This is a genomic window from Frankia sp. Mgl5 (assembly GCF_023242985.1).
Classification (GTDB): domain Bacteria; phylum Actinomycetota; class Actinomycetes; order Frankiales; family Frankiaceae; genus Parafrankia; species Parafrankia soli.
The window spans coordinates 189217-204421 of record NZ_JALKFY010000001.1; the positions used below are offsets into that span (position 1 = coordinate 189217).

The following is a 15205-nucleotide window of genomic DNA, read 5'->3' on the forward strand; positions in this document are numbered from 1 at the left end:
TTGGGGGACCCTCCCCGTCAGTCCACTCGGTGCGACCGGTATGCTTGTAGAACACGGCAGGTTGCCCGAGCGGCCAAAGGGAGCGGTCTGTAAAACCGTCGGCTCAGCCTACGATGGTTCGAATCCATCACCTGCCACCACCCCGGGTTCCCCGGGGAACATGCTGCGACACAGGCCCTGGAGAGGACTCCAGGGCCTTTCGCATGTCACGACCGTTTCCAACCGATCATGGTTGCCGCCGGCGGTTCATGCACAGGACGTGCACACGATCAACGGCCGCCCCTGCCCTGAAGGGTCGCCTCGTTCCGCTTCCGAGCTGCGACGTCGTCCCCGTCCACACACTCGGCCCACCACCGGGTCGCTGATCTCCCCGCCCCTGGATCCCCGGAACAGGCGCCCGTCCGAGGAGAAGCCGAACTCGTCGACATGCTGCCGGAGGACCGCGGTCAGAAGAGGACAGGCAGGAACCGGCCGGGTCTCTCCGGCCGCTCGACGCTTGAGTCGGCGGGCCGGAGGACCTCGGTGTCACCGGCCAGGTCCTGGTACGCCGACCAGGCCAGGTACAGCCCAGGCAGGATCACGACCCCGGCCGCCACGCTCGCCCGGTCCGCCTGCATCCTCAGCAACGCCGGGGTTCCAGAACGGGAACCTCAGCAGCGAAAACTCCTGTGGCACAGAACCTTTCGAGGTCTTGCTGATGCTGCGGGAGTTCGTTGGCTGCTGGTGAGGACACGGGGCCCGAAAAAAGGAAAAGACTGGCCGGTCATGGGGGTCTGGTCAGGGTTGTGGCTGGTGGGAACGTCGCCTGGTGCTGCGGGAGATCGTTTCTCTGGCCAGCGTCGCTCCAGGGCCGTCTGTAGTTCAGGCGTCACGGGGGCGTACAAACCTGCCCATGGCTGAAAGCGGGGGAGCACGCCGGCGGAGTAGCCGGCGCTGGCTGTGGGTCGTTGCTGGGATCGCCGCGGTTGGAGCGGTGGCTGCCGTGGTGGGGATCTGGCATCTGCCGGACCGGATGTACCCGCCGGGCACGGACGGTGGGGCGGAGGCCCAGGCGGCGCTGCAGGCCGGGCTGCTCACGGCGGCCGCCGCGCTCACCGCGGTGGCCGGCGGTCTTATCGTTCTGGACGAGACCCGGCAGACGAACAGGGACACCCACGTCCGCGAGCTGTACGTGGATGCGGTGAAGCTCCTCAATGACACCGAGCGGGGGATCCGTCTGGCGGGGATCTACACACTCGAGCGCATCGCGGTGGACTCACCGGCCGACCAGCGCGTCGTGGTGGAGGTCCTGTCCGCGTTCGTCCGCGACCGCAGTACGGACCCCGCACTGCGTCTGGCCTCGCCGCTGGGCGAGGACGGCACCGTTCCGCCGGTACGGCCCATGGCTGACATCCGCACCGTGGTCCAAGTTCTGGGTCGGCTACCTGTTCGCGTCGGCGTCCGGCGTTCCGACCTGACCGATGCTGATCTCACCGGACCCGCCAGCCTCGCTCACCTCACCCTCCACAACGCGAATCTCATCGGCGCCTTGCTGGACGGAGCGAACTTCACCGAAGCCAGGCTGGGAGGGGCGACCCTCACCGGCGCCTTGCTGGACGGGGCGAATCTGACTCGCGCCCGGCTGCACGGGGCGAACCTCACCGAGGCCGGGCTGCGCGGGGCGAACCTCACCGGCGCCCAACTGGAAGGGGCGACCCTCACCGATGCCTGGCTGCGCGGGGCGAACCTCACAGACGCGGTGGGGTTGTCGCAGGAACAGGTGGAGGCCGCGCATGGGGATGATGCGACGTGCCTGCCGGCGGGGCTGGTGCGGCCGGCGTCGTGGACGTCAGACGTCCCGAGCGGCTCCTGAGTCGCCGTCATCCGATACCGCCCGGTACGCGCCGGCCGACCGTTTGGTGCGGTGAGGCGAATCCATCACCTGCCACCACCCCGGGTTACCCGCGGATCCGTAGAGAAGACTGGCGGTGGGGGCGTCCGCTGGGAAGAAGGTCTCGACCGCGAGCTCCGAGACGGTCACGTCGGTGGGCGTGCCGAAAACGGTGGTGGTGGTGAAGAGCGAGAGCTCGCCCCGGGGTGACCGGTAGCGCACCGGGGCGATTATGCCGTTCGCCGTCCAGGGTTCGGTCGGGCGTCCCGCACGGCCACGCTTGCCGCCGTCGGCAGCCCCATCTGCGACGCGGCCGGGCACAGGGTACGCGCTGAGCTCGGTGTGGAGGTCCCGGAGGACCTGGTCGCCGGTCGCGTCGGCCTGCCGGGCCAGCCGGTCGAGCAGGTGTGCCCTCCACTCCGGAAGGTTCAGGATGCGCGGGGCCATGCCTTCGGGGTGCAGGCTGAGTCGGAGCACGTTGACGGGGGGCTCCAGCAGCCGTGCGGCCGCGCCCGCGGTGAACAGGTCGATCGCGTCGTTCGCGGCGACGAGCTCCCAGCGCCGGTCGATGACCGCCGCGGGCAGCGGCCCGAGGCCGGCGAGCACCCGGTCAATCGCCGCACTCACCGCGGACATCGACGGTGAGGCGAGACCGTTCTCGGAGTAGGCCGGTGCGTAGCCTCCGGCCAGCAGCAGCTGGTTGCGCTCCCGGAGCGGGACGTCGAGATGCTTGGACAGCAAGATGATCATCTCGCTTGTCGGTCGGGACCGTCCGTTCTCCACGAAGCTGATGTGGCGCGTCGAGACGTTCGCGCGTTCAGCGAGGTCCAGCTGGGTGAGCCTGCGCCGCTCCCGCCAGCCGCGCAGCAACGCTCCCACCGGCCGACCGGGCTCGCGGGCGAGGCTCATGGCACGACCGTAGGCGCCGCCGCCGCCGTCGGGCCATGACCTCACAGGTAATCGACGGGCCGCATCTCGGGCCGGCAGCATCGGTCCCACCGCCGAAGCGGCCGGGCAGGTCCGCCGCCCGGCAGCCAGATCCGCCGGTGAATCCGACAATGATGAATCCGAGAGTGAGGACACACCGTGGACGACCTCGAGACCCTGGCCCTGAACTACATCGCCGTGTGGAACGAGACCGACCCCGCTCTGCGGAGGGCTGCCGTGGCGAAGGCCCTGGCCCCCGGGGCCCGCTATGTCGACCCGATCGCCACGGCCGAGGGCCACGACGCCATCGACACGATGATCGGAGCGGTGCAGGGACAGTTCCCCGGCCTGACGATGACCATGCTGGGGCCGGTCGACGCCCACCACGCCCAGGCCCGCTTCACCTGGGGCCTCGGCCAGCCCGGCGCCGAACCCCTCGTCGTCGGGTTCGACGTGATCGAACGCGGCGCCGACGGCCGCATCACCCAGGTGCTCGGCTTCCTCGACAAGGTGCCTGCCGGGGCCTGACCCGTTCCCGCCGGCCCCAGCCCGGCCGCACCGCCATCCGTCATCCGCCTCCGCCGTCCGGCTGAAGCCTGCTGGCGGTGCGGTGGCGGGCCGTAGAGTCGGCAGACGTGGCCGACATCGAAGCGCTGGCCGCCCGGGTGCGGGCGGCGTCCCACCTGACCGGGACGTTCCTCCTCCGGTCGGGCCGTACGAGCACCGAGTACTTCGACAAGTATCTGTTCGAGGCCGAGCCGGCGCTGCTCGCCGACATCGTCGAGGCGATGGCGGCGCATCTCCCGCGGAACACCGATCTCCTCGCCGGCCTGGAGCTGGGCGGTGTTCCGCTGGCCACGCTGCTGTCGGCCCGCACCGGCCTGCCGGCCAGGTTCGTCCGCAAGAAGGCGAAGGAGTACGGAACCCGGCGCATCGCCGAGGGCGGCGAGGTCGAGGGTCGGCGGATCGTCCTGGTCGAGGACGTCGTGACCAGCGGCGGGGCCGTGCTCGACGCCACCCGGGTGCTGCGCGAGCAGGGCGCGGTCGTCGAGGACGTCCTGTGCGTCATCGATCGCCAGGAGGGTGGCCGGGAGCGGCTCGCGGAGATCGGCCTGACGCTGCTCCCCACCCTCACCCGCGCCGATCTCGACGCGGCTCGCTAGCACCCGGACAGCCTGACGTCGGACACGCGGGACCGGGATGACTTCGGACGTGGCCGGAGCGTTGTTCGTCTACGGGACGCTGCGCTTCGACGTGGTCGTCGATGCGCTGCTCGGCCGGGTGCCGACCATCACTCCGGCGGCCGTCGGCGGCTGGCGGGCGGCGGCGCTGCCGGGGCGGAGCTACCCGGGCCTGGTCCCCGCACGCCCCGGCGACGTGTGCTCGGGCAGGTGCCTGAGCGGTCTGACCAGGGCCGAACGCGAGCTGCTCGACCTGTTCGAGGGCGATCCGTACGAGGCGCGCGAGCTCACCCTGGTCGGCGGTGGTTCGGTGGTCGCCTATCTCTGGCGTGACGTGACCGACGTGCGGACGTCCGACTGGGACCCTGACCGCTTCGCGGCCGAGCACCTGGCCGGATTCGTCCGCCGCTGCCGGCTGTGGCGTGATCAGGTAGTGCCGGGGCCGCCGCGGTGACAGATACGTGGTCAGGTCGTGCCGAGGCCGCCGCGGTGACAGGTCCGCGGCGGCCTCGGCGGTCATACCGTCACCGGATGCCGGCGCCCGAACCCCCGGGGCCGTCCTTCCGGCTCGGGTCCCGGTAGCCGGGGTCGCCCGGCCTGAGGCCCGGCCCGCCCGACCGCTGACCCGGGTCCGGCGGGTAGCCCTCGCCGCGGCCGCTCTGGCCGGCCTGGCCCGGCTGGGAGGCGTAGCCCTGGTCGGAGGCGTAGCCCTGGTCGCGGTCGTAGCCGCCGCCCGTGCCCCCGGCGCCCACTCCGGCGCGCGCCCCGCTGCGAGCCGTCGTGGTCGCGCCGCGGGCCATCCCGGGACGGTCACTCGGGTAGGGCTCGGCGGCGCCGCCGCGGCCGCGCGTCTGGTAGGTGGCCAGCGCGTAGATGACGAGGACGTCGATGGCGATGATGGTCACCGACCAGATGGGGAAGGCGGCCATGAACGCGAGCTGGCCGATCGCGTTGAGCGCGGCGATGACGATGCCCACCCAGCGGGACAGCTCGTTGCCGGCCGCGATGCCGAACGCGATCCCCATCTGGACGATGCCGACGACGATCCACAGCCAGCCCCAGAAGGTGGTGTTGGCGTAGATCACCCCGGTGCCTGTCGAGGTGGAGTAGAGGTTGTCCACGATCACGATGTAGTCGCGTAGTGACGCGATGCCGTAGATGAGGTTGTGGAAACCGACGATGAACATGATGACGGCCGCGAAGATCAGCCAGCCGTCCGTGTTGCGTACCTGCCGCAGATCTGCCATCTGGTCCTCCCGGCTGCACGACGGCGCAGCATGTGACCAAGTGGCCACAGTCCGCCGCACTCGGCGTCAGATACCCCGCGTAGGCCTTCGTCACTCCTCGCGTTCGTTTCGGGGTCGGGGATGTGCGCCGTCAGGCCGGACGGGGGTGGGTGGCGTCAGGGCGCCGCCGCGGGCAGCAGGGTCACCGCGTTCGTCGCGGCCGTCCAGCGCAGCTTGCCGAACTGGAAGGCACTTTCCCGGCCGCCCGGCACCGAGTACTCGTCCGTGATCGGAAGACCCAGGCTGGACGTCGAGCCGCCCAGTTCCAGGTAGCGGCGCAGGATCAGACCGTGCACCTCGTGCGCCCCGGTAGTCGGGTGCCAGTAGATCCAGCCGCCCTGGAAGATCGCCTGGTGGGCGCCGGGCGCGGCGGCCCACTCGACGTCGCCGAGCGGACGTCCGAGGAAGCTGTTGGTCCCGCCGAGGCCCAGGTACTTCTTCGCGATCTTGCCGTGCAGCACCCGCGGTCCCGTCGCGACGGACCAGTAGATCAGCCCGTTCTTGAAGGGGCGCCAGCGGCCGCCGCCGCCCGCGACGACCTCCGCTCCGGTGGGCGCCCCGAGAGCGAGCTGCAGCAGCCCGGCCGCCGCGTACCGCTTGTCGATCTCGGAGAGGGTGCCGTCGGCGAGCCCGGTCAGCGCGGGGGCGGAGCAGCACACGACGTTCATGTCGACGCTCCCGACGACCCCGGGGACCACGCCAGAGGACGTGTACTGCCACATCGCCCAGCCGGGCCAGCCGCCCGGCAGCCATCCCGGGGCGGACTCGTTGTTGTAGATGGCGAACCAGAACGGGTACCGGGCGAACTCCTTCGTATCGGCCATGCTGTCCGTCCAGAACGACCGGTACGTGTACAGGATGGGCGCCCGGCCGGTCTGGGACTCGATCTCCTCCAGGAAGGCCCGGGTCCAGGCCGCGAGGGCCACCGGATCGAGCCCGCCGGTGGTCTCCAGGTCCAGGACCGGAGCCAGGTGGCCGGCTGTGCGCGTGAGGCCGGTCACGGCCAGGAAGTGCCGGGCCTGGTCGACGGCGGTCGAGATCGGGGCCGCCGGGCGGGCGTAGTGGTAGGCGCCGACGACAAGGTCCGCCTTGCCGGCCGCGTCCCGGTCGCCGACGAAGAACGGATTCGTGTAATTGGTTCCTTCGGTGGCCTTCATGATTGCGAAGGTCATGCCGGCGCCCTTGACCGCGTTCCAGTCGATCGGCGCCGACCCGGGGTGCTGCCACGATGCGATGTCGATGCCCTTGGGCCAGGCGGGGGACGGCTCCGTGGACAGGACGGGCTCGGACGTCCCCGGCCCGGGCGCCGGTGTCATGCCCGCCGCCGGCGGGCTGGCCCCAGGCGGCACGGGAGGGGTGGCCTCGGGCGGCGCAGGTGGAGTCGCCCCGGGTGGCACGGGCGCCGGGTCGGGCGCCGGCTCCGCGGGTGTGGCGGATGCCGGTGTCGGCTCCGCGGGTGCGGACGTCTGCGCCGCGGGTGCGGGTGTCGCGGTCGCCGCCGCCCCGTTCGCTGCTGCCTGGGCCGTCGGCGACGGCGTTGGTGCCGCCGCCGCGGACGGTGTGATTTGTGTCGCGGGCGAGGTCTGCGTCGGCGGGGTGATCTGCGCCGACGGAGTTGAGACCCCGGACGCCTGCGGCGTGGGCAGCGCGCCCGCGGCCGGCGCGGAGAGCACGACGGCGGTGACGGCCACCGTGGCCGCGCTGAGGACCCGCGCGGAGAACCGTCCGGCATTGCGCAGGCGCCAGGCGGCCAGCGCCTCGTCGACCGCGACCCGGCCGACTGCCACCCGGCCGGCAGCCGCGGGCTCGGCCATCACGATCTCGCCGGCCCAGACGACGCCGGGCCGCGCCGCTCCGGCCCGTGTCTCGCCGGCCGCGGGCAGATCGTGAGCGAAGCTGGCGGCTGCCGGAAACGTCACCTTGGCGGTCGCGTTCTGTGGTCTCTTCGGTGACGGCGGCCCCGACACGGGCCGATCCGGGAACGCGGCGCGCAGCGTCGCGTAGGACGTTCCAGGTGGCAGTGAGGTCCCGGCCGGGACAGGTACCCCGGCGAGGGGGAGCGGCCGCGGTGAGGTGGCCGGCTGGCTCTCCCTCGGCGCACGCGGGACGATGGGTGCCGCGTCCGGGGTCTGTGGATCTCGGGAGTGACGGTACGTGAGCGGCATGAGCAACCCTCGATGCTGGGAGGCGCGGCGGCGGCTGCGGTAGCACCTGTGAGGCGCGCGTCCACGGCCGAGCAACACGCTAGGCACTCATGCGATTACTTACAGCTATCAGCAGGGGGTGCGTGTCGGGCCCGACGTCACCGTTGGTTCGCCGTGTCGGCCTTCTGGCCGTGTTCGCGGGGTCTGGTCACCCGCCTGCCGTCCGGGTCGATCGGCACGTTCCCGGCCGGCCGTGCCGGCCGCGCGTGGGTGCGGGCGAGCCGGACGGTCGGCGCCGGGCGGAAGTGTGGGGGGGTGCCCGCCACGAAGTCGCCGGAGTCGTGTAACGTGAGTCCCGCGCGAGCACGCCCCTTTAGCTCAGTCGGCAGAGCGTCTCCATGGTAAGGAGAAGGTCTACGGTTCGATTCCGTAAAGGGGCTCAGGCGGTCCGGTATCGGGCAGGATCGTGATCGGCAGTTGGTGGTCTGTCCGCTTATACTGTCAGTCGGATCTTCGCTCGCTGGTGATCCGTCATGGCGGTGTAGCTCAGTCTGGCAGAGCAAGCGGCTCATAATCGCTGTGTCGCCGGTTCAAGTCCGGCCACCGCTACCATCGGGTCGCGGCACACCGTGTCACCCTCCAGGGGTCTGGTGAGTCGCGGCCCCTTGGCCTGTAGAGAATTCGAGACAGGAAGAGGCATCTCGCCGTGGCTGCCACCGACGTTCGTCCGAAGATCACAATGGCGTGTCAGGTGTGCAAGCACCGCAACTACATCACGCGCAAGAACCGGCGGAATGACCCGGACCGTCTCGAGCTGCGCAAGTTCTGCCCGAACTGCCGCACGCACACCGAGCACCGCGAGACGCGCTAGCCCGTCGGCCGACCACGGCTGGCGGGGCGCCGTCGACCGGGCGGGGCGAGCCCCCCGGCGCAGGCGCGGTGACCGCGACACACGACTTACTCCGGGCGGGTCCGCGACACACGGACCCGCCCGGTTTCGTCATGCCGTCACCGCGCCGTCCCGAGTGGCCGCGCCGTCCGAGTGACGACGCGGCTCCGGTGGCCGCGCCGTCCGGGCGGTGCCGCGGTCCGGGTGGCGATGCTGTCCGCGCGGGCGCGGGCCCGATAGGGTCTCGAACCGGTCCGGTAAGCCCGGGTTCCGGCGACTCGGGATCCGGCAACGTCGAGATCGGAGCGTGCGGTGCCGCTGAACCAGGACTTTGTCGGACGTAGTTACACCTCCGACGTCCCGTTCCAGGTGGGACGTGAGCACATCCGCCAGTTCGCGCGCGCCATCGGCGACGGCAACCCGCTCTTCCACGACGTGGAGGCGGCGAAGGCCGCCGGTCACGCCGATCTGGTCGCCCCGCCGACCTTCCTGGTCACGACGATCCCGGGCGACCTCGGCCTGCCGACCGACGATCCCGCTCTCGGCCTGGACTACTCCCTCGTCGTCCACGGTGACCAGCGGTTCACCCTGCACCGCCCGGTCGTCGCGGGCGACGAGCTCGTGGTGCGCTCGACGCTGGCGTCCATCCGCTCGGTCGGCCGCAACGAGGTGCTGGTGACGTCCTACGAGTTCACGACGACGAGTGGCGAGCTGGTCGCGGAGGGAACGTGCAGCCTGGTCTCCCGCGGCACCGCGCCGCCTCGTTGACCATGGTCCCCGCCGCCCCGCGGCCTCGTTGACCACTTTCTCGCTGACCACCGCGACGTCGCCGCGCCGCCCCGCTGACGCGGCGTCCCGCCGAGGGTTCGATCGGAGCCGGCATGCCCACCACCGTCACCTATGACGCCGTCGACGTCGGTACCGAGATCGGTGACCGGGTCTTCCCGCTGCGGCGAGCCGATCTGGTGCGCTACGCCGGCGCGTCGGGCGATTTCAACCCGATCCACTGGAACGAGCGGGTGGCCGCCGAGGCCGGGCTCCCCGGTGTGCTCGCGCACGGCATGCTGACGATGGCCACGGCAGGCCGTCTCGTCACCGACTGGGTCGGCGACCCGGCGGCCGTTGTCGAGTACGGCGTGAAGTTCTCCTCACCCGTGGTCGTGCCCGACGACGACGAGGGCGCGCAGATCTCTGTGCGGGGCGTTGTGGAGAAAAAGCTCGACGGCGGGAGGGTCGTGGTTAACCTCACAGTCCGACACGAGGGTGCCAAGGTCCTCATGGCGGCGCGGGCGACCGTCCAGCTCGCCTGACCCCGGCGGCGCCCGGCAGCGTCCCGCGGCGCCCGGCCCCACACCCGGATACCGGCGCGCGGCGCGGCCCCGGCCCCACATGCCGACGGGCCCCGCGGCGGTGTGCCGCGGGGCCCGCTGCCGGCCGTCGTAGCTACGACGGCCAGGTGCACGTCAGTCAGTCGGTGTCCGTCAGCCGGACATCGCCTCGACTCCGGGGTGCGTGGAGGTGGACGGTGCGCTCGGCCGTCCTCAGACGGCTTCGGACAGCAGGGCGCCGAGCCGGCGGACACCTTCGACCAGGTCGGTGTCCCCGAGGGCGTAGGACAGGCGGGCGAAGCGCGGGGTGCCGAAGGCCTCCCCGGGCACGATCGCGACGCCGGCCTCTTCCAGGATGAACTGGCACAGCTCGGCCGAGGTCGCCGGCGTGCGACCGCGCAGCGTCCGGCCGAGCACGCCCTCCAGCGACGGGTAGGCGTAGAAGGCGCCGTCGGGCAGGGGGCACCGCACGCCGGGGATCTGCACGAGCATCTCGTGCATGGTCTTGCGGCGGCGGTCGAAGGCCGTCCGCATCTCGTGGACGGCGTCGAGCGGGCCGGCGACAGCGGCGAGCGCCGCGGCCTGGGCGACGTTCGAGACGTTCGAGGTGGCGTGCGACTGCAGGTTGGTGGCCGCCTTGACGACGTCGAGCGGGCCGATCAGCCAGCCGACCCGCCAGCCGGTCATCGCGTAGGTCTTGGCGACGCCGTTGACGACGACCCAGCGGTCGGCGAGCTCGGGCGCCTCGACGGGCATCGAGGCGAAGCGGGCGTCGCCGTAGACCAGGTGCTCGTAGATCTCGTCGCTGAGCACCCAGATGCCGGCCTCGGCGGCCCAGCGGCCGATCGCGCGGACCTCCTCAGGGGTGTGGACGGCACCGGTCGGGTTGGAGGGGGAGCAGAACAGCAGGACCTTGGTACGGGGGGTCCGGGCGGCCTCGAGCTGCTCGACGGTGACGCGGTAGCCGGCCTCGGGCCCGGTCACGACGTCGACCGGCACACCGCCGGCGAGGCGGATCGCCTCGGGGTAGGTCGTCCAGTAGGGGGCAGGCAGGAGAACCTCGTCCCCTGGGTCGAGCAGAGTCGCGAACGCCTGGTAGACAGCCTGCTTGCCACCGTTGGTGATGAGGACCTGGCTTGGCTCGACGACCAGGCCGGAGTCGCGCCTGGTCTTCTCCGCGACGGCCTCCCGCAGCTCGGGGAGGCCGGCAGCCGGGGTGTAGCGGTGCATGCGCGGCTCGCGGCACGCCTTCTCCGCGGCGGCGACGATGTGTTCGGGAGTCGGGAAGTCGGGCTCGCCGGCACCGAAGCCGATCACGTCCCGGCCCGCGGCGCGCATCGCCTTGGCGGTCGCGTCGACGGCGAGGGTCGCGGAAGGCGCGATGCCCGCGATGCGGTGGGAGATCCTGCTCATGGCAGCCATGCTGCCACGTGAGTAGGGGATCGGGCTGGCCCGTCCGGCCCCTCCTGGGGCGACCTGCGGACGTCGAAGAGCACCGTGCGGCCGGCATCCGGTCGATGAGGGGGTATGCTCGTTCCGCTCGGCCTGTCAGCCCCCGCCTGCAGCCGGTAGCTCCACCGAACGGCCCTAAATGATCTTTAGAGGATCGCGGATCTTTAGAGGATCGCGAAGATCCTTTGAAAATCATCAGGGAGCCTGACGGAGAGCGAAGGCGGCACGGTGGGAACTAGGCGGTGGTCCGGGTACGTCTAAGGGGCGTGGCTCAATTGGTAGAGCACCGGTCTCCAAAACCGGCGGTTGCAGGTTCGAGTCCTGTCGCCCCTGCGTTGGACCGACGAACGAGTGGGTGGAGCTGAGTGGCGACCGATACGCGTGACGCGGCACCGCGGGCCGGTAGGTCCGCGCGGGCCGACCGTCGACGGTCGCCGTTCTCGATTGTCCGCAGGATTCGTCAGTTCGTCCGCGAGGTCATCGCGGAGCTTCGCAAGGTCGTCTACCCGGGCCGGAGCGAGCTGATCACCTACGTGGTCGTCGTGCTTGTCTTCGTCACGGTGATGACGGCCTTCGTGGCTAGCCTCGACTTCGGCCTGACGAAGGCGGTCCTCGCGGTCTTCGGCTGACACCGGAGCCGCCACGGGCAGCGGGCCGGGCCGACCGATCGTCGGCGCGGTGTCCGGCCCGGGCACCGGTTCGTGTCGTCGTCCCGGCCCTGTGTGGCCGGGTGCGTCCCGCTGGCACGGGTCGCGGCGGGCGACCCGGTTGGCGGCCGGCCGTTCGGCGGATCAGGTCCGCCGGCGGGAGAACCACCCACTGTCCACCCGTCCACGAGAGAAGGAACGACCGCGTGTCCCAGTCTCCCGAGCACGCCTCCTCCGAGCAGGGAGAGGCCCTCGACCGTCTCGACCCCCTTGCGGCGTTCGAGCGCGACGAGGTCGCGAGCACGGACGCCGCGGCCGCACCTGAGAAGGACGACCTCGAGGACGACCTCGGGCCCGACGGCGGCTCCACCGCCGACACGCCCGCGACGGTGGCGGCCGATGCCGCGCCGGCCGCTGACGCCGTGCCGGCCACCGCGGTCGCGACGCCCGAGCCTCAGGATGACGGCGACGACCTGCTCCGGGCGCTCGAGGACGCTCCCGGCGAGTGGTACGTCGTGCACTCCTACGCGGGCTACGAGAACAAGGTCAAGACCAATCTCGAGACCCGGATCTCCAGCCTCAACATGGAGGACTACATCTTCCAGATCGAGGTCCCGACCGAAGAGGTCCCGGTCGTCAAGAACGGCAAGCGCCAGCTCGTACAGCAGAAGAAGTACCCCGGCTACATCTACGTCCGGATGGATCTGACCGACCAGTCCTGGTCGGCGGTCCGCAACACGCCGGGTGTGACCGGGTTCGTGGGCCTGACGAACCGGCCGTCGCCGCTGCGCCGCGAGGAGGTCGTCTCCATCCTCGCGCCGGCGGCGCCGAAGGAGAAGAAGGTCGAGACGGTCAAGGCCCAGGAGTTCGAGGTCGGGGAGTCCGTCACCGTCATGGACGGCCCGTTCGCCACCCTGCCGGCCACCATCAGCGAGATCAACCTCGACGCGCAGCGCCTGAAGGTACTCGTCTCCATCTTCGGTCGGGAGACACCGGTCGAGCTCCAGTTCAACCAGGTCGCGAAGATCTGATCCGCTCCGTAGAACCCCGGTAGGAAGACGAACAGATGCCTCCCAAGAAGAAGAAGATCACTGCGCTGATCAAGCTCCAGATCAACGCCGGCAAGGCCACCCCGGCGCCGCCGGTCGGTCCCGCCCTGGGCCAGCACGGCGTGAACATCATGGAGTTCTGCAAGCAGTACAACGCGGCCACCGAGTCGCAGACCGGCAACGTCGTGCCGGTCGAGATCACGGTGTACGACGACCGGTCGTTCACCTTCGTCACCAAGACCCCGCCCGCCGCCCGGCTGATCCTCAAGGCCGCCGGTGTGGACAAGGGCAGCGGCACGCCGCACCGGGTCAAGGTCGCGAAGCTGACCCCGGCCCAGGTGCGCGAGATCGCCCAGACGAAGCTGCCGGACCTCAACGCGAACAGCATCGAGGCCGCCGAGAAGATCATCGCCGGTACCGCCCGCTCGATGGGCATCACCGTCGGCGAGTGACCGTGTCCCGCGCGAACGCGCGGGAAGGTCCCGCCGGGCGTTCTGACGCGCGCGACGGGAGCGGACGGTACAAGGCGACACAGGCGCCAGTACAGGTGTGACGTCGCGGCGGGCTCGTCGCGACGCCCAGATGGACGCAGGCATGTGGGAGGGCTCGTCGCTGCCGCGGCCCGGGTGGAGCCCGGGTCGAACGGCGCGGAGCGGGACCCGCCAACACCACGAGGAGAACTCATGAAGCGCAGCAAGGCGTACCGCGCCGCGGCCGAGAAGATCGACGCGACCGCTCTCTACAGCCCCCTCGACGCGGCGCGGCTGGCCCGGGAGACGTCGTCCACGAAGTACGACGCCACCGTCGAGGTCGCCATCCGTCTCGGCGTCGACCCGCGCAAGGCCGACCAGATGGTGCGTGGCACGGTCAACCTGCCGCACGGCACCGGCAAGTCGCCGCGGGTCGCGGTGTTCGCCGCCGGTGAGAAGGCCGCCGAGGCCACCGCCGCGGGCGCGGACGTCGTCGGCAGCGACGACCTGGTGGCCCGCATCCAGGAGGGCTTCCTCGACTTCGACGCCACGGTCGCGACGCCCGACCAGATGGCCAAGGTCGGCCGGATCGCCCGCATCCTCGGCCCGCGCGGGCTCATGCCGAACCCGAAGACCGGCACCGTCACCCTGGACGTGGCCAAGGTCGTCGGCGACATCAAGGGCGGTAAGATCAACTTCCGGGTCGACAAGCAGGGCAACCTGCACATCGTCATCGGCAAGGTGAGCTTCTCCGAGGCCCAGCTCATCGAGAACTACACCGTCGCCCTCGACGAGATCGTCCGGGTGAAGCCGTCGGCGGCCAAGGGCCGGTACCTCAAGAAGATCACCTTCGCCACGACGATGGGCCCCGGCATCCCCGTGGACCCGAACCGGACCCGGAACCTCCTCGAGGAGGTTCCGGCCTGACCGGACCGCAAGGGCGGACCGGAGGCCATGGACCGCAGGACCGGACCGGACAGCTCGGTCTGACCTGACCGAACGGTTCGACCGGATTGCATGGTCCGACCTGACCGCACGACGAGGGCACGCACCGTTCACGGTGCGTGCCCTTCGTTCGTTCCGCGTTGCTCCTGCTACGATGATGAACAGTTCCACACCGAAGACCGCTGGTCGTACTCCAGTCGTCGGGCTCCGAGCTTTGTCGGAGCCCTGTCGGCGGAGGCCGAAGGCTCGGTTTCCCCGAGCGGCCCGCGCAGGTGGCGGACGGAAAGTGGCTCACGCATCGCCGCTGTGCCGGCACTGAACTCGCCCAGGTGGGTTCGGCCGGCGGGCGAAGATCGTCGCCCTTGACGCCCCGCGCCTCCTGCGCCGGGGCGTTCGTCGTTTCCGGGTTCCTCGGCATGGCCGGCCGACCATTGAAGGAGCCCGATGGCGAACTCGGAGAAGACCGCCGCGGTGGCGGAGATCGCCGAGGATTTCCGTGGTTCGAGTGCCGCGGTGCTGACCGAGTATCGCGGCCTGACGGTCAGCCAGCTCACCGAGCTGCGCCGCGCCCTCGGCGAGACCACCCGCTACGCGGTGGTCAAGAACACCCTCACCAAGATCGCCGCGGCGCAGGCGGGCGTGACCGGTATCGACGAGCTGCTCGTCGGCCCGACGGCCGTCGCGTTCGTCGGCGGCGACCCGGTCGAGGCGGCCAAGGGCCTGCGGGACTTCGCCCGCGCGAACCCGGCCCTGGTCGTCAAGGGCGGGGTCGTCGAAGGCAAGGCGATGAACGCGGACGAGATCCGCAGGCTCGCCGACCTGGAGTCCCGCGAGGTCCTGCTCGCCAAGATGGCCGGAGCCATGAACGGCTCGCTGGCCAAGGCGGTCGGCCTCTTCGCCGCTCCGCTGTCGCAGGTGGCTCGGCTCGCCGAGGCGCTGCGCGCGCAGCGGGAGGAGACGGCCGGCGCAGAGCCGGTCTCCGTGGACGCCTGACGAGCGACGCCTGACGGGACGACG

Annotated in this window: 17 protein-coding genes and 4 tRNA genes; 16 read left to right on the forward strand and 5 right to left on the reverse strand. The window is 71.0% G+C overall.

All coding sequences use genetic code 11. The features are described 5' to 3' along the window. Nucleotides 1–55 precede the first annotated feature (55 nt). Nucleotides 56–140, forward strand: a tRNA-Tyr gene (locus MXD62_RS00820). 306 nt (nt 141–446) lie between these two features. Here the strand turns inward: MXD62_RS00820 and MXD62_RS00825 are convergent. Next, nucleotides 447–617 carry a hypothetical protein gene (locus MXD62_RS00825; protein WP_248827554.1) on the reverse strand — a complete coding sequence of 57 codons (171 nt, stop codon included), beginning with the start codon at nt 615–617 and terminating at the stop codon, nt 447–449. Between the two features lie 275 nt (nt 618–892). On the opposite strand from MXD62_RS00825, the gene MXD62_RS00830 reads away from it, so the two are divergent. Beyond that, nucleotides 893–1852, forward strand: a complete 960-nt coding sequence (locus MXD62_RS00830) for a pentapeptide repeat-containing protein (RefSeq protein ID WP_248827555.1) — start codon at nt 893–895, stop codon at nt 1850–1852. Here the strand turns inward: MXD62_RS00830 and MXD62_RS00835 are convergent. Then, nucleotides 1829–2779 carry a helix-turn-helix domain-containing protein gene (locus tag MXD62_RS00835; RefSeq protein WP_248827556.1) on the reverse strand — a complete coding sequence of 317 codons (951 nt, stop codon included), beginning with the start codon at nt 2777–2779 and terminating at the stop codon, nt 1829–1831. The genes MXD62_RS00830 and MXD62_RS00835 overlap by 24 nt on opposite strands. Nucleotides 2780–2956: 177 nt before the next feature. Between MXD62_RS00835 and MXD62_RS00840 the strand changes: the two genes are divergently transcribed. The 3 genes from MXD62_RS00840 (at nt 2957) to MXD62_RS00850 (ending at nt 4432) form a co-directional block, all read left to right on the forward strand. After that, nucleotides 2957–3325 carry a nuclear transport factor 2 family protein gene (locus MXD62_RS00840; protein ID WP_248827557.1) on the forward strand — a complete coding sequence of 123 codons (369 nt, stop codon included), beginning with the start codon at nt 2957–2959 and terminating at the stop codon, nt 3323–3325. A 107-nt stretch (nt 3326–3432) separates the two neighbouring features. Continuing rightward, a complete protein-coding gene (pyrE, locus tag MXD62_RS00845; RefSeq protein WP_248827558.1) occupies nt 3433–3960 on the forward strand; it encodes an orotate phosphoribosyltransferase in 528 nt (175 codons plus the stop codon). A gap of 37 nt (nt 3961–3997) precedes the next feature. Beyond that, nucleotides 3998–4432, forward strand: a complete 435-nt coding sequence (locus MXD62_RS00850) for a gamma-glutamylcyclotransferase family protein (RefSeq protein ID WP_248827559.1) — start codon at nt 3998–4000, stop codon at nt 4430–4432. A gap of 70 nt (nt 4433–4502) precedes the next feature. On the opposite strand, the gene MXD62_RS00855 is transcribed toward MXD62_RS00850, so the two are convergent. After that, nucleotides 4503–5225, reverse strand: a complete 723-nt coding sequence (locus MXD62_RS00855) for a hypothetical protein (protein ID WP_248827560.1) — start codon at nt 5223–5225, stop codon at nt 4503–4505. Nucleotides 5226–5380: 155 nt separating this feature from the next. Continuing rightward, nucleotides 5381–7183: a GH25 family lysozyme gene (locus MXD62_RS00860; RefSeq protein WP_248827561.1), complete on the reverse strand. Its 1803-nt coding sequence runs from the start codon at nt 7181–7183 to the stop codon at nt 5381–5383. Between the two features lie 592 nt (nt 7184–7775). On the opposite strand from MXD62_RS00860, the gene MXD62_RS00865 reads away from it, so the two are divergent. The 5 genes from MXD62_RS00865 to MXD62_RS00885 all read left to right on the forward strand — a co-directional run bounded on the left by MXD62_RS00865 (nt 7776) and on the right by MXD62_RS00885 (nt 9607). Continuing rightward, nucleotides 7776–7848: transfer RNA gene (locus MXD62_RS00865), tRNA-Thr, on the forward strand. Nucleotides 7849–7943: 95 nt separating this feature from the next. Next, nucleotides 7944–8020, forward strand: a tRNA-Met gene (locus MXD62_RS00870). A gap of 127 nt (nt 8021–8147) precedes the next feature. Continuing rightward, the gene (rpmG, locus tag MXD62_RS00875) at nt 8148–8279 is read left to right on the forward strand and encodes a 50S ribosomal protein L33 (RefSeq protein WP_226931056.1); all 132 of its coding nucleotides are present in this window, start codon (nt 8148–8150) and stop codon (nt 8277–8279) included. A 330-nt stretch (nt 8280–8609) separates the two neighbouring features. Further along, nucleotides 8610–9065: a MaoC family dehydratase N-terminal domain-containing protein gene (locus MXD62_RS00880; protein WP_248827562.1), complete on the forward strand. Its 456-nt coding sequence runs from the start codon at nt 8610–8612 to the stop codon at nt 9063–9065. Between the two features lie 113 nt (nt 9066–9178). Continuing rightward, nucleotides 9179–9607 carry a MaoC family dehydratase gene (locus tag MXD62_RS00885; RefSeq protein ID WP_020463491.1) on the forward strand — a complete coding sequence of 143 codons (429 nt, stop codon included), beginning with the start codon at nt 9179–9181 and terminating at the stop codon, nt 9605–9607. A 231-nt stretch (nt 9608–9838) separates the two neighbouring features. On the opposite strand, the gene MXD62_RS00890 is transcribed toward MXD62_RS00885, so the two are convergent. After that, nucleotides 9839–11047 (reverse strand): pyridoxal phosphate-dependent aminotransferase, encoded by a 1209-nt coding sequence (locus MXD62_RS00890; RefSeq protein WP_248827563.1) that lies wholly within the window; start codon nt 11045–11047, stop codon nt 9839–9841. A gap of 290 nt (nt 11048–11337) precedes the next feature. On the opposite strand from MXD62_RS00890, the gene MXD62_RS00895 reads away from it, so the two are divergent. The 6 genes from MXD62_RS00895 (at nt 11338) to rplJ (ending at nt 15181) form a co-directional block, all read left to right on the forward strand. Further along, a tRNA-Trp gene (locus MXD62_RS00895) sits at nt 11338–11410 on the forward strand. A 32-nt stretch (nt 11411–11442) separates the two neighbouring features. Continuing rightward, nucleotides 11443–11706, forward strand: coding sequence for a preprotein translocase subunit SecE (gene secE, locus MXD62_RS39575; RefSeq protein ID WP_020463489.1), 264 nt, complete (start codon nt 11443–11445; stop codon nt 11704–11706). 224 nt (nt 11707–11930) lie between these two features. Then, nucleotides 11931–12755, forward strand: a complete 825-nt coding sequence (gene nusG, locus MXD62_RS00905) for a transcription termination/antitermination protein NusG (RefSeq protein ID WP_071066155.1) — start codon at nt 11931–11933, stop codon at nt 12753–12755. Nucleotides 12756–12790: 35 nt separating this feature from the next. Then, complete coding sequence (rplK, locus tag MXD62_RS00910; protein WP_018505143.1) at nt 12791–13225, forward strand: 50S ribosomal protein L11; 435 nt, start codon at nt 12791–12793, stop codon at nt 13223–13225. Nucleotides 13226–13456: 231 nt separating this feature from the next. Further along, nucleotides 13457–14170, forward strand: coding sequence for a 50S ribosomal protein L1 (rplA, locus tag MXD62_RS00915; protein WP_248827564.1), 714 nt, complete (start codon nt 13457–13459; stop codon nt 14168–14170). 462 nt (nt 14171–14632) lie between these two features. Next, complete coding sequence (gene rplJ, locus MXD62_RS00920) at nt 14633–15181, forward strand: 50S ribosomal protein L10 (protein WP_020463486.1); 549 nt, start codon at nt 14633–14635, stop codon at nt 15179–15181. Nucleotides 15182–15205 lie beyond the last annotated feature (24 nt).